The 13,998-nt window shown below is 58.6% G+C and carries 7 protein-coding genes; 1 reads left to right on the top strand and 6 read right to left on the bottom strand.

Annotated features, from left to right (window positions below):
* Position 1: 1 nt before the first annotated feature.
* The 6 genes from H7C19_RS09265 to H7C19_RS35445 form a co-directional block, all read right to left on the bottom strand.
* Positions 2–865, bottom strand: a complete 864-nt coding sequence (locus H7C19_RS09265; protein WP_185142349.1) for a carbohydrate ABC transporter permease — start codon at positions 863–865, stop codon at positions 2–4.
* Positions 865–1,842: a carbohydrate ABC transporter permease gene (locus tag H7C19_RS09260; RefSeq protein ID WP_246469384.1), complete on the bottom strand. Its 978-nt coding sequence runs from the start codon at positions 1,840–1,842 to the stop codon at positions 865–867. The genes H7C19_RS09265 and H7C19_RS09260 overlap by 1 nt, the downstream gene beginning before the upstream one ends.
* Entirely contained in the window at positions 1,839–4,790 is a 2,952-nt protein-coding gene (locus tag H7C19_RS09255; protein WP_185142348.1) for an extracellular solute-binding protein, read from the bottom strand. The genes H7C19_RS09260 and H7C19_RS09255 overlap by 4 nt, the downstream gene beginning before the upstream one ends.
* Complete coding sequence (locus H7C19_RS09250) at positions 4,787–5,920, bottom strand: ABC transporter ATP-binding protein (protein ID WP_185142347.1); 1,134 nt, start codon at positions 5,918–5,920, stop codon at positions 4,787–4,789. Before H7C19_RS09250 ends, H7C19_RS09255 begins: the two co-directional genes overlap by 4 nt.
* A gap of 140 nt (positions 5,921–6,060) precedes the next feature.
* Entirely contained in the window at positions 6,061–10,335 is a 4,275-nt protein-coding gene (locus tag H7C19_RS35450) for a glycosyl hydrolase family 28-related protein (protein WP_185142346.1), read from the bottom strand.
* A 389-nt stretch (positions 10,336–10,724) separates the two neighbouring features.
* Positions 10,725–12,569 (bottom strand): tail fiber domain-containing protein, encoded by a 1,845-nt coding sequence (locus tag H7C19_RS35445; RefSeq protein WP_185142345.1) that lies wholly within the window; start codon positions 12,567–12,569, stop codon positions 10,725–10,727.
* A gap of 174 nt (positions 12,570–12,743) precedes the next feature.
* Here H7C19_RS35445 and H7C19_RS09235 point away from each other — a divergent pair, with 174 nt between their 5' ends.
* A complete protein-coding gene (locus tag H7C19_RS09235) occupies positions 12,744–13,928 on the top strand; it encodes an ROK family transcriptional regulator (protein ID WP_185142344.1) in 1,185 nt (394 codons plus the stop codon).
* Positions 13,929–13,998 lie beyond the last annotated feature (70 nt).

Raw genomic sequence — 13,998 nt, 5'->3', positions numbered from 1 at the left:
GCTATTTCACGCCCGAATGAACCATCGTTGCCATGACCATTCTCTGGAACAGCAGAAACATGATCAGGTTCGGCAGAAAAACGAGCAAGCCGGCGGCGGCCGCCATGTTCTGTCCGGCGACGCTGTTCTGCAGCCCGCTCACCAGACTGTTGACGTAGAAGGCAAGCGTCCGCATCGTTTCGTCCTGCATGAACAGCGATGAAGTCTCCACGTCCGTCCATACGCCCTGGAACGTAAAGATCGAGATCGTCGCCAAAGCCGGCGCGGACAGCGGAAGGATGAGGCGGGTGAATATGCGCCCTTCCGACGCTCCGTCCAGCTTGATCGCTTCGATGAGCTCATTCGGGATTTGCGCGATGAATCCGATCAGCAGAAAGACGGCGACCGGCGAAGCGAGATACGGCAGCACATGCCCGAAATACGTATTGTTCGCGTGCAGTCCGCTTATGATCAGATACCGCGGAATTTGCACCGTTTCCGGGGCGAACATGAGCGAGATCATAATGAGCGACATCGCGAGCGACTTGAACGGAAAGCTCTTCTTCGCCAGCACATAAGCGGCCATTGCGCTGAAGAGGATGACCAGCGCCAACGTAATTCCGGCCACGAACACGCTGTTGAACAGGTAACGCGTGAAAGGCACGACATCGCTGCCCGCGTGCAGAAACAGCAGCTCGAAGCTGCGCAAGGTCGGGTGCTTGACGAAAAACGTAGGAGGAAACAAAAACAGCTCATTCTGCGGCTTAAACGCGTGATTGATGATGAACACGATCGGCAGCAGCATGAACAACGCAAGCGCGGTTAATCCGGCAACAAGGAAGACGTCGAACGCCTTGATTTTGCGGATCCGCTTGAAGAGGGCCATCAATCTCCCTCCTTCGGGGCGAACAGCCGGTAGGCGAACCGCATCACCAGGTAGGAAATAACGAGCAACACGACCGATACGGCCGACGCATACCCGAGCTGGAAGCGGATGAAGGCGTAATCGTCCACATGGTTGACGATCAGATGGCCGGCATATTGCGGCGTAATCGGCATGCCGGTCAGTTGGACGGAAATACCGCCCGCCTTCAGCGTCGTCACGATGGACATCACGGCGCTGAACAGCATTTGGGGCTTCATCGACGGAATGGTAATGTAGAAAATTTCCTGCAGCCGGTTCCGGATCCCGTCGATGCGGCCCGCCTCGTACAGCTCCGCGTTGACGTTCTGGAACCCGGCCAGCATGGCGAGGAAACCGACGCTGAAGCTGATCCAGAGGGAAACGAGAATCATGATGTCCATCAAGTAACGCGGATCCTGCAGCCATACCCGCGGCAGATCGATCCAGCCCATCTGGAGCAGGAAATGGTTCAGGTAGCCGACCCGGTCGCCGCTGAATGCGGCGATCCACACGACGGACAGCGCCACGCCTCCGGCCATGGAAGGCGCATAGAAAGCGAGCGTATAATAGTCCCGCCACTTCTTCGGCAGCTGATGGATGAGCCAGGCAAACAGAAACGCGAGCGCGTACCCGCCCGGACCGACGATAAGCGCGAATTTGAACGTGTGGGGCAGCGCGTAGCGCAAGAAGACGATATCTTGCGTGAGCAGCGCGATATAATTCTGAAACCCGACGAACTTCGGGAACGCGAAGCCGTCGAATGACGTGAAGCTTAAGAATGCCGCCATGAAAACCGGGATGACGATAAACAGCAGGAACACCGTCATGAACGGCGCGAGGAACAGGTAAGTCACCCGCGCGCTCCAGAATTCCCGGGCGAAACGCCGGAGTCGTCCCGCGACGACCGAGGGCCTGACGTTACGAACGGCATGGGCGGGGGTTGGCATCGGTCCGGTCATCGTTCAACGTTCCCCCAATCCAATGGTTGATCGACTTGCGGCACGCGAAGGTCGTCGCGTCCGGAGATGTCGAAATCCGCTTGCCTGCGCTGCATTTCGCGCTGCAAGGCGACGCTTGCCTTCTCCAGCGATTCTTTGGGCGGCTTGCCTTCCACGACCACGGCGTTCCATGCGAAATCCATTTCCCTTCCGAGCAAATAGTATCCCGGCACGTAGGGCATGTTTTTCACCCATCGCGTTTGTTCCTTGATCGTCCGGAAATCGCCCGCGGGCCACGAAAGCGAGGACATGGCCTTCAGATTGGCCGTATTCCACCTGTACTCCAGGCCGTAGAACGATTCCATGTCGTTGCCGTACCGGGTTTGCACGTCGTCCGACGTCCACCATTTCAGAAACTCCCATGCATCTTGCTGCTTGTCGCTCTTCTTCATGATCATGGCGCCGGATACGCCCTGCGCCGTCCAACGCGCGACTTGGCCATCCGTCTGCCGGATGCCCGGTACCGGCGCGATCTTCCAATGCCCGGTGATTTCCGGTGCCGCTACCTGCAGTTGAAGATACGTATTGAAATCGGCGATGCCGATCGGAATGTCGCCGTTCCGGAAATGATTGAAAAAAGCCGGCGCATCCAGCGGCAAGTAGTATTTGGTGTACAGCTCCGTCCACTGCCGGAACGCCGCCAGCGCGCCGTCGCTGCCGAGATTGTCGGATTTTCCGTCCGGAGCGTAGAATTCGACGCCGTTTTGGTAGAAGAACGGGACGAAGTCTTTCGGCGGCACGAACATCGTCATCCCGTTTTCCTGCAGCGTGGGCAGCATTTTGTAGACGTCGTCCCAGGTGTCCGGCACCTTTAGCTTGAGCCGCTCGAAAATATCGGTGCGGTAATAGAGCACAAGGAAGTTCTGCACCTCGGGCAGCGCGTAGGTCCCCCCGTCGTAAGCGAACGATCGCATCGCGCCGGGATGGAACCGGCGGGCGACATCCGGGAATCCCGGGAACGTCGACAGATCGGCAATGGCTCCCCGCATCGCATAATCGACGGGCATTTCCGTCCCGGCGCCGAGCACGACGTCCGGCCGGTCGCCGGCGGCGTTGCCCAGAATGAGCTGATTCGGGTTCGGCATCAGATTCACGTTGACCCGGATCCCGGTTCGCGGCGTAAAATCGGACTCGATCAGCTGGCGAAGCTCTTCCGCGTAATCCCTTCCGCGCTGTACCCACACCGTAAGCGCGCCCTTTCGGTTGAGCTTTCTCGTATCGTAGTCCATGTAGAACGTGCGGGCGAAATTGACCAGCGAGTACGGAATGCGGCTCAGCGACGTCGGCGCTTTCAGTCCGGTTGCCGTTTCCGGCGTTCGCGCGACGATGTAGTCGAGCAGCAGCGGCTGGTTGTCGAGCTGCGACAGCCAAGTGCCGATATTGTTCTGCATGGTGGAGAAATCGGTGAGCCGATTCGGGATTCCGTTCACGTTATCGGCCATCTGCCGCAGCATATCGATCGCCACGTCGATCGCGTCGGTAATGTCGGTTTTGCTTTGATTGATGCCGTCCAGATAAGCCGCAATCTGCCGCAGCCGTTCGATCATCTCCTCGATCTTCCCGCTTAATCCGGGATCGTACTTGGTCAAATTCCATGTTCGCAGCGTGTCGAGATTTTGCGCGGTGGCGCCCGAGCCGCTTCCGTAGTTGCCCATCATCATCCGGACCGATTGATCCAGGGCGCCGAGCTCGGCCAGCACGTCTTGGAGCGCCAGCAGCGCGGGGTGCAGCGGGGAAGCGTCGGCGATCATTCGCAGCGTGTGCTTGCCCTTGGTCAAATAAAAGCGATACGGCGTTCCGCTGCCATCCTTGACGGAATCGATCTCGAAGCCGCCATTCGGAGGAAAAGCGTAGTGCAGCATCTCGCGGAAAGGCACTTCGCCGTCGATCATGAACGTGCGGAAGGCTTTGAAGTCGCCGCGGTAGCCTTGGTAATATTTCAGGTCGAGGACGTACCACCCGTCTGCCGGCACCTCGGCCGTCCATTCCACCCAGTCGCCCGGGTTGCGCCAACGGTCCCCGCCGAGCGTGTTGTATACGATCCTGCCTTTTGGGTCCGGAGAAATATTCGGCTCCGACACAGGCATCGTCTGGATGGCCGCATTCGATTTCTGTTCGTACCGTTCAGCCTCGATGACCTGATACCACGATTTCCCCGCGCCTGCGGTGTCCGGATGCTTGCGCTTGTATTCGACATAATCGGGAATGTCCGGCTGCGGCATCCACCGCAGCTTGCGGATCGCAACGGGCTCCTTTTCGGCGACGAGCTTGATCGTATGGACACCTGGAGCCAGCGTGAACCGGAATGGCAAGGACGACACGGCATAATTGGCGGCGGCCGTCGTTTTCCAACCCTCGATTTCTTGCTGAACCGGACGGATCTCCTGGCCGATTTCGTTCCGGTCGTACGGAAATTTCGCATCCTTCCAATACCGCTCGAGCACGAGGCTCTCCGCCTCGGCGAACGGCGTTTCCCCGTCGATTTGCAAGCCGCGGACGATATTGGCATAGCTTCCCGGCAGCGGTGAATAGTCGAATTCCAGCTGATATACGCCCGCCTTGGGCACGTTCACCCGCCACTCCACCCAGCCCTCGTCGTTGTTCCAATACAGCGCCTCTTGTCCGTCCGCATCCGTCTTGACCGCAACTTGGGCATCGCGCGAGGCGGATGTATACCGGACCGCGTCGATCTCAATCGTCGGCAAAGCACCATTCTTCTCCTCCTGCGTGCCCGGCAGCATGGCATACGGGATCGAACCGGTCGATGGCTTGAAATCGAGCAGCTCGCCAGCCTCCACATCGGTAGCGAACACCTGCCGGTCATTCTGGCCGAATAGCTTGAACGACAATAGGATCAGGACGATGAGCAGCGCCGCGAACAGCAGCCGTTTCCGGTATCTTCCGCTCATTCGCTCACGTCCCCCGAAGTTCGGAGCGACAACCCGGATTCTTGATCGAAGAAATGGGCCTTGCCCATGTCGATCCGGATCCTGACAGGGTCGCCGACTTGCAGCGGCGTGTGGGCTTCCGTCCGTACGATCAGCGACTGCTCGCCCGACTTCACGTACGCATAGGCGTCGGCTCCGAGCATCTCGATCATCTCGACGACACCGGTAACCGTCCGCTCATCGTCATCCGCGGTCCCGGGCGGCAGAATCGCCGCATGCTCGGGCCTTATGCCCATCACGATTTGCCTCAGGTTCCGACCGCCGGCCCGCAGATCGGCCGCATGCCCGGGCGCGACCGGCAGCCGGAATCGCCGATTCGCGAAGTAATCCGTGCCGTCCCGCTGCTGAATGGTGCCTTCTAGGAAGTTCATTTGCGGCGAGCCGATGAATCCGGCCACGAACAAATTGGCCGGCGCGCCGTACAGCTCTCTCGGAGGAGCGACCTGCTGGATGACGCCGCCTTTCATAACGACGATGCGCGTCCCCATCGTCATCGCTTCCACTTGGTCGTGCGTGACGTAGACGGTCGTCGTTCGGATCGTGCCGTGCAGCTTGATGATTTCCGCCCGCATCTGGGCGCGCAGCTTGGCGTCCAGATTGGAGAGCGGTTCGTCCATGAGAAAGACTTTCGGCTCCCGGACGATCGCCCGGCCGAGCGCCACGCGCTGTTTCTGGCCGCCGGACAGCTGATTCGGCTTCTTCTCGAGCAGATGGGAGATTTCCAGAATGCGGGCGGCCCGATTGACGCGCTGTTCGATGTCGTGCCGGGGCGTCTTCCGCAGCTTGAGACCGAGCGCCATATTTTCATAAGCCGACAGATTCGGATACAAGGCGTAGTTTTGAAAGACCATGGCGATATCCCTGTTTTTCGGGGAGGTGTAGTTGACGAATTTGCCGTCGATGTACAACTCGCCCCTCGTAATATCCTCCAGACCTGCCAGCATGCGAAGCGTCGTCGATTTGCCGCAGCCGGACGGGCCGACCAGCACAAGGAACTCTCCGTCCTCGACTTGCAGATGAAAATCGCGGACGGCCGGCTGGTCCTCTCCTTTGTATTGCTTGAATATGTGCTTGAACACGATGTTCCCCACGGTACCACCTCGTAAGCCGTCGAATTTCTTAGAAATTACTTATTGATTAAATTAATTGACCGGAAGGCCGCCCTCCCCCAAGCGATACCGTAACCTCGCAGGGAAAGGGCCTGCCTCCGTCCGTTATTCAGCCGCTAGACTCATCTTCTGATGTTGTGAGCCGACGTTCCGCTTGCGCCGGGGGCGTAAGCGGCCGTAAACCCGCCGCCGCCGATGTTGCCCCAGAAATTCCCCGTTCCACCCGAGCCGACCGTTGCCTGCGTTCCGCCGTCCCGGAAATACGCGCCGTTTACGGTTAGACTGCCTCCGGTGACGTTCGCCGTATTATGGGCGAACGAAGTCCCCTGCACGACCGTCGTGCCTCCGGCCATGTTGAGCACGTAGTTGAAATCGTCCTTCGTATTCCAGTTGAATACCTTCACCGTTCCGCCGCCATTGTACAGGCCGTCCGACCCTCCGCTGCCGTCAATGAAGCTGCTGCTCAGGAAATTGACGATCTTGACGCCGCCGGCGCCCGTGCCCGTCACCCGGATCGCATTGCCGCGGTAGTCGGAGGCGCTGTTGAGCACGACCGCATTCGCCGTCGATTCGAAGGTGAAGGCGTTGCGGGAGTTGAACACGAACGTATTCAGCAAATGCTCGTTCTGCGCCCCTCCGCTTACCGTATACGCGCTTAGATTCGTGCTGACGTAGGCGCCCGCGACCGGGAACATCATCGAGCCTTCCTCCAAAGCCCCGGGTAATCCGTACGCTCTTCCCCAATACGTGATGTTGAACAAACAGTGCTCGACCCAGCCCTCCGTGCTGTTGCCGACGCGGATGCCATCCTTCAGCACAGTACCGCCGACATGGTTGATGTAGTGGCCGTTCGTGGCGTTGGTGGCGAAATCGATGCCTTTGTAAGCGTTGACGAAGCTGACATCCATCACGTATACGCTGCTGCCATCGCCGCGAATCGTCCATGGATAGGCGGCGATGTTGGACGCGCTGTCCGTCGCCTGCTCCGGATAATGAACGGACAGGCCCCTGACTCCGGCATTCGCGCCGTTTAGCAGAATGAAAGGAGTTGCCGTGTCGGGATTCGCCGTCCCTCTGCCCTCGTAAGCATAAAGGATGGTCCCCGTCGACGGGCCGTATACCGCCGCCCGATGCGGAACGTCGTCGCTCCCTCTCAGTTCCACACCGGCCGGTACGGTGAGATGACCGGAAACTTTGTAGATGCCTGCGGGCAAATAAACCGTGCCTCCGCCGGACGAACCCGCCGCGTCGAGAGCAGCTTGGATGGCGTTCGTATCGTCGGCCGTCGGATTGACGTTGGAGGGAATCCCGGCCGCGCCGTAATCCTTGACATTGTAGAACGCGCTGCTGGCCGGCTTCGGCCTCGCCGTCTTGTACGGATACGATCCGACATCGGATTTTTCCAGCGCGTAGCCGGTGTCCTGCCTATTGACGTCGCCGCTGCTGCTATTATCGAGCAGATAGCCGGCCGTTCCGGTGAACGTATTGCCGAGCAATACGGCCGACGATACGCTAGCCTGCAATTGCACGCCCTTCTTGGCCGACGACAGCGCGGGCGTGAAGGTTGAACCTTCGACCGCCAGCGTTCCCTTGCTTGCGACGAGCGCGTACGTGCCGGACCAATCGTCGAACGTGCAATTCTGGAAATTGACCATCGCATTCCCGGCGAGTTGAACCGCATTCGCCGCTCCGCCGCCGATCACGGTGTTGTTGAACTGGATCGCGGTCGCATTGTCGCTGTTGATGCGAACCGCGACGGGATTCGTTCCCTGATTCGCTTTGAAGGAAGAATTGGCGATCACCATGCCTAGCTGCTCCGGAATGTTGTCGATGCGAAGCCCGATATTGCTGCCCTCGACGGAGACGTCGAACAAATGTCCGTTAAACGACCGCCAGGAAGGGATCACGTCGACGCCGATTTTGAAGTCGGTCAGGCGGATGCGGTTGAAGCTGTCCCATTCCAGCCCGGACAGTTCCATGCCCGTCGCGTTCGCCCGCGTCCATGCGGCGATTTGCGCGCTTGTCGGTTTGCTCGAGGAGAGGGAAACGTCAAGGTTTGCCCAGTAAGACGTGTTGAACGCGACGTTCTCGACCTCGCTCACATCGGCGGAATCGTACAGGGCGAGCGCTTTCATGAGCGCGGTTCCTTTGACGTTGCGGATCGTATGCATCTCGTGCACTTTGGCGGTAATGCCCCGGTAGCTGTTGAGCAGCGTGGCATTCTGCACGGCGGCGGTCAAATATCCATCTTCTCCGACCGACCTGCCGACGATATCGAACGTATAAGGATAAGGCACGGGCGATGTTGCCGACTGCTCCGGGTAATACACGGTAAGACCGTTCGCGCCGGCGCTTCCCCAGATGCGGATCAGCCCCGGATCGGACTGCGTTCCGTTCTTGCCCGCATAGGCCAGGATAACGGTGCCGTAGCTTCCCGAACCGACGTCGGGATCCCTCCAGTCCCCGCGCAGCGTGACATGGTTCCGGACGTTGAGGGTATAGCTCACCTTGTATTTGCCGGCAGGCATCCATACGACGCCTCCGCCTGCCTGGTACACGTCGTCGATTGCGCTTTGAATCGCGGCGGACGCGTCGACCGCGCCGGTATTGTCGGCATTGTACGGCGCGCTCGTCACGGAAACGCCGGCGATGACGATATCTTCCGCCGCATGGACCGGCGCGACGACCGAAGGCGTCACCGCGCCCGCGACGTAGATACCGGCCGTGATCGAGCTGGACGCGATGCCGGCGCTGTTCATGTCGCCGGTTGCGTTCTGGTCCGCCGCATCTTTGTAGACCTTGAACTTCTCCATCCCGTAACCGTTCGTCACCACGATGTTGTCGTATTGCGCCCTGTAAACGACCAAGTCGGCATCGTGCTCCCCGGTTACGAACCATTGCGCCGCCGTCTTGCCGACCATGGCCGCGGGAACCGCCAACTTGCGATGCGTCCATTTGGCGAATGCGGTGTCCGAAAGATTTTCCGTCGGATGGCCTCGCTGCCCGTTCTGATCCTGCCATCCCGTCGTATCGCGGAAGTACGTGTTGTCGGAATTGTAAATCTCGATGCCGCCCGAACCGTCTATCGCGTTGTAAAGCTTCACGTCATATTCGATATAATCGCCGGATGCGAACGTATACGATGCCGCGGAAAACTTCTTGTACGCATATTTGTTCGCGGTGCCCGTTCCGTTCGTCACCGAAAAATCGAGCACATCGCCCGAAGGGCTTGCGGGCAGTACGCTGCCGAGATCGGCAAGCGCGACGGAAGCGGATGCGACGCCCGCGACAAGCACGTTGCCGGAAGCGTTGTAATCCGCAGCATCGCGGAAAATGACGGCTCTCGCGTTTCCGTTGCCGTCCGTAACCACGATGTTGTCGTATTGCGCTTTGTAGCTGATGGAAGCTGTATTGTTCTCTCCGACAATGTCCCAATGCGCCGACGTCTGCCCGATCATAGCAGCGGGCACGGCCAATTTGCGATGAAACCATTGTCTGAAAGCGTAGGAAGAAAGATCCCGCTCCGGATGGCCGACGATGCCGTTCTGGTCTCTCCAACCGGCTGCGTCGCGGAATGGCGTGCCCGCCGTCGTATAAATTTCGATGCCGCCCGCATCGCCGACGTTGCTGACCAGCTTCACGTCGTATTCGATGTAGTCTCCCGGCTGAAAGGTGTAGGCTTTGTTGGAAACTTTGCTGTACGCGTATTTATTGCCCGAGGAACCGTCATTCGTAACCGTCAGCTCGAGCACCGAGCCCGAAGCCCCGATCCGGTCGTTTCGCACCGTTGCGGAACTGCCGGTGACTCCAGCTTTCAGAACGTCGCCGCTTGCGATATAATCCGATCGGTTCTGAAAAATGACTTTTCTCGCGGTGCCGTTGCCATTCGTGACCGTAATATTGTCGTATTGCGCTTTGTACGACAGGGAAGCCGCATCGTTCTCGGCAGCCAGATCCCAATGGGCGGCGGTTTTGCCGATCATGGAAGACGGCACGGGCAGCTTCCGGTGAAACCAATGATTATAAGCGTAGGAAGACAAGTCGCTGTTCGGGTGGCCGCCGACCGCGTTCTGATCCGTCCAGCCGCTTTCCGCCCGGAATGAAGTCCCGAGTGTCGTGTAAATTTCGATGCCGCCCGAACCGGTCACGTTGTTCAGCAATTTGACGTCGTATTCGATATAATCGCCCGCCTGAAACGTATAGGCGGCATCCGAGAACTTTATATAAGCGTATCGGTTTGCGGTTGCCGAAGCGTCATTGACCACCGCGAATTCCAGATAATCGCCCGAAGCCCCCGTTGCCGCCGCAGCCTTGCCGGGCAGAACGCCGATACCGGCAAACAGGGTGATGACAAGGGATAAACATAAGAACTGAGCCATGCGCCGATGCTTGATCACAATACCCCTCCTCGTCCATTGCGCCCTTGCTCGACCCCAAAAAAGAGAACCGACCTTCCCCGCTTGAATACGCTTACAACTCATCCTCAAAAAATGGTCCCTCCCCTGCCGATCCCTCCTTTCATTTGCTTATCGCCATGCACCTATATCTTAATCATTAAGATATAAGACCTAAAAAAAACGACTTTGATGAACGCCAACTCGAATTCAGAAGGTTGTATAAACTCAATAAACAAGTATTAATGTTGTCTTTATTAATATAACCAATGTCTACTTGTTTGTAAAGTTCCTATTTTCAATGGTCGTCCCAAACAGAAAGGCACCCGCGATCCATGAAGAAAATGGACCGGGGTGCCTGAGGCAACCTTCCTTGTACTCGATTAACCCGCTCAGCCGCCTGAAGCGCGGTAATGCCGCTCCAATGCATCACGCAGCACGGCGATTTGCTCATAGCGCAAGCTTTGCCGGTAGACACCGGTCCCCACGCCGGTTTCGTCAACCACCTCATCCTTGCACCAAAGCCCGTATTTCGCCGGATCGGCGCCATGGCTGCGGATCGCCGCTTCGAGGTCCTGCGCCAAGTATCCGACGTGCCAGCGCGCGGCACTCCCTTTCGCGTCTTTCGCATCCTTCATCCTGAACTGCTTGGGCCGGATCGAAGCGAAAGCGTACAACAACACCTCATCAATCTCTTGCACATCGGCAACCTGGGCGGCGTCCGATGCCTGAATGGCGCCGTTCACCGTGTACACGGACGCCCAACGGTGATTCGCGCCTCCCAAAGTGGCAGATTGATCGATAACGGGATAAAAATGTCCTTCGTGATGAAATTTCCATCGCTCGACCAGTTCGCCCCCGTTCGACGCGGCGATCACGAGGTCGGCGGCTTCACGGCCCGGGTTCATGCTTGCGAGACTGGCGCGCAACCTCGCATACATCCCCGTCGACGATGCATAATTGCCCTTCAAGTCGAAACAAGGTCCCGTACCGACAACCGACGGCTGATCGTAGCTCCGCACTGACAGGTTTCCGTTGATTTGGTTGGCGTACGCATTGCTCACGTTATGCCCGCTCTTCGGCAGCAGCAGCTCGACGTTTTTCTCGGCTTCGGGATGGACGGTGACGGCCTGAGGGACGTTGTTCCAGTATGGACTCATGATCTTCGCGAAATGAGCGCCCGCCCCGATCACGTAACCGTAAGTACCGCTGTAAAACTTATCGTTCACAGACATCAGAAAACCGCCAACCAAGTCGACGCCGGTCACGCCGGGCGCGAACGAGCAATCCACCGTGCTCACTTCCGGCCACTTCGACATCGCGTTTAAATCGATGTAGAGCGCCGTTTCGAGCGAGTTGACCGTACATCCGATCAGCTTGGTCTTGTTTGCCTCGCCCGTAATGGAAAACCCGCGGGAGCCCGGCACCGTATCGGGTCCGTCTACATCGCATTCCAACAGCCGGATATTGGAGGTGCCGTCGCACGAGAAACCGATCGTATACCCGTATGCGAAGCATCGGGAAAGCTGCGACCAATCGTCGACGCGAGCCAGCGAAAATGCCGTGCCCGGCCTGCGGAGACTGGCGGGCGTGACGCCGGCGGCATGCACGGTGAGAAACGGCCAGCAGTGGACGTCGTGCAGCCGGGCAATGTCGTATTCGTTGCGGATGGCCACGCCGTTGTGGGCATCGATTTTCACGTTGTTCATCCGGGTCCGTCCGCCGCCTTGCGGACAATCGGAGGAGTACGCCAGCTCGTGGCCGAGAATCAGCGCGTCCTGGATCGCCGCCCCCGTATCGGCGGCAATGAACGCCGTGCCGGAGAACTGGCCGATGGCGATCGCCGCCTGCTCGTCGGTCGCCGCCGGCAGGGAGAGTCCTTCCCGGATTGCGACCGCCCGTTCGAACACGGACCCGCTGTTTAACGTAATCGTCGTTCCGATCCGCTGAATGAAGCTGGACGGCAGCGTGTAATAGCTCACGGTGGCCCCGTGCACTTGCTCGGGGTTCGCCAACTCGCCGCGAATCGTGACAGTTGCCGGTACGTTCAGGTTGCCTACCGCGTAACGCGCGCTCCCGATATCGAGCGTGCCGCCGCCGGACGATCCGAGCGCGTTCAAGGCGGCCTGGATCGCCTCCGTATCGTCGGTCGCCCCGTCACCGGCGGCGCCGAAGCGTTGTGGCGTCGTGCGGCCATGGGGCATGACTTGCCGCGATTGCTCCTGAATCTCTTCCACGTTGGTCCAACCTCCATTTTTGTCGATTTACCCGCATGGCGGCTTTGGATAATAGCTTAATGAGTAAGTTTATTTTGCGAACGACACTCTGAAAGCTATCTCCCATCCTTTTGCGCAGTGAATTCAAGTTCAGTATAATAATTTTAATAAATAAAGCAAATGGAGAACTGATCAATGACCACCCTGAAACCGGTTTATTTGCAGAAAGTCAAGCAGCACAACATGGCCGACATTTTGCAGAAGATATGGGAGCATGAATCGATCTCGCGCGTCGAATTGGTCGAGTTAACCGGACTGACTTCGGGAACGATCACCAACCTCACCCAGGAGTTGCTCCAGACGGGGCTCATCCGCGAATCGGAAACGTCCTCCGGTTCCGTCGGCCGCAAAAGGGTCATGCTGAAGCTGCGCACGGACCGCTATATGATTATCGGTCTCGATATCGGACGGACCTCGTTCGAAGTGGTGCTGGCCGATCTTGCGGGGCGCATGATCAAGTCGGTGGAAGGCAACACTGTCGGCATCCGCAATCCGGAGCAGGTGCTGGACTTGGTTGCGCCTCACCTGGAATCGCTCAAGACCGATGCCACCGACAAAAAGAGCCCCGTCATCGGGCTGGGCGTCAGCATTCCGGGCCCGATGGACAAAAAAACGGGCAAGCTGCTCAGCCCTCCGAATTTCCCCGGGTGGGAGGGATACCCGATCCAATCCGCGCTGGAACGCCGATTCGGGCTGAACGTCTTCATCGAGGATGACGCTCGCACGTCGGCGCTGGCGGAACGATGGTACGGACTCGGGCGCAAAGCGCAGGACCTGTTATTCGTCACGATGGGCATGGGCATCGGCGGCGGAGTGGTCGCCAAAGGCGAGCTCGTCGTCGGATCCAACGGCTTGTACGGGCAGGTCGGCCATATCACGCTTTTGCCCGGAGGCGAAATATGCGCGTGCGGCAACGAAGGCTGCTGGGAGACGGTCGGCTCGATCCCCGGCATCCTGCGCAGATGGTCGGGAGGCAACACCATCGACGGTTTCTTTCAGGCCGTGCGCGAGGGAGATCCGGCTGCGGTGCAATGCATGCAGGAGACGCTCTATTATCTCGAATGCGCCCTCACGACGTTGTTCAACACGTACGATCCGGATGTCATCGTACTAGGAGGCAAGCTTTATCCGTATTTGACGATGCACCTTTCCGAAATCCGCAGCCGCGTAAAGGCAAGGATGTACGCTTTCGTCAGGGATCGGCTGCATATCGAATCCGCCACTTTCGGCGCGTCCCAGAACGCGGTCGGTGCGGTAGCGCTCGTGTTCGGCGCCCTTCTGAACGAGCCGCTGCAGACGCTGGCCGGCACGAAGACGTAGGACGATGCGCAAATCAAATGAACCCCCTGGAACGACATTCATGTCCAGGGGGAGCTCGTCATGGATATCC

This window comes from Cohnella nanjingensis (assembly GCF_014212125.1).
Taxonomy (GTDB): Bacteria; Bacillota; Bacilli; order Paenibacillales; family Paenibacillaceae; genus Cohnella; species Cohnella nanjingensis.
The sequence above is the reverse complement of the archived record's forward strand: the minus strand, read 5'-3'. Positions and strand labels throughout refer to the sequence as shown.

Coding starts and splice junctions, on each gene's coding strand:
- H7C19_RS09265 (WP_185142349.1), bottom strand. CDS start 865: ATGGCCCTCTTCAAGCGGATCCGCAAAATCAAGGCGTTCGACGTCTTC.
- H7C19_RS09260 (WP_246469384.1), bottom strand. CDS start 1,842: ATGACCGGACCGATGCCAACCCCCGCCCATGCCGTTCGTAACGTCAGG.
- H7C19_RS09255 (WP_185142348.1), bottom strand. CDS start 4,790: ATGAGCGGAAGATACCGGAAACGGCTGCTGTTCGCGGCGCTGCTCATC.
- H7C19_RS09235 (WP_185142344.1), top strand. CDS start 12,744: ATGACCACCCTGAAACCGGTTTATTTGCAGAAAGTCAAGCAGCACAAC.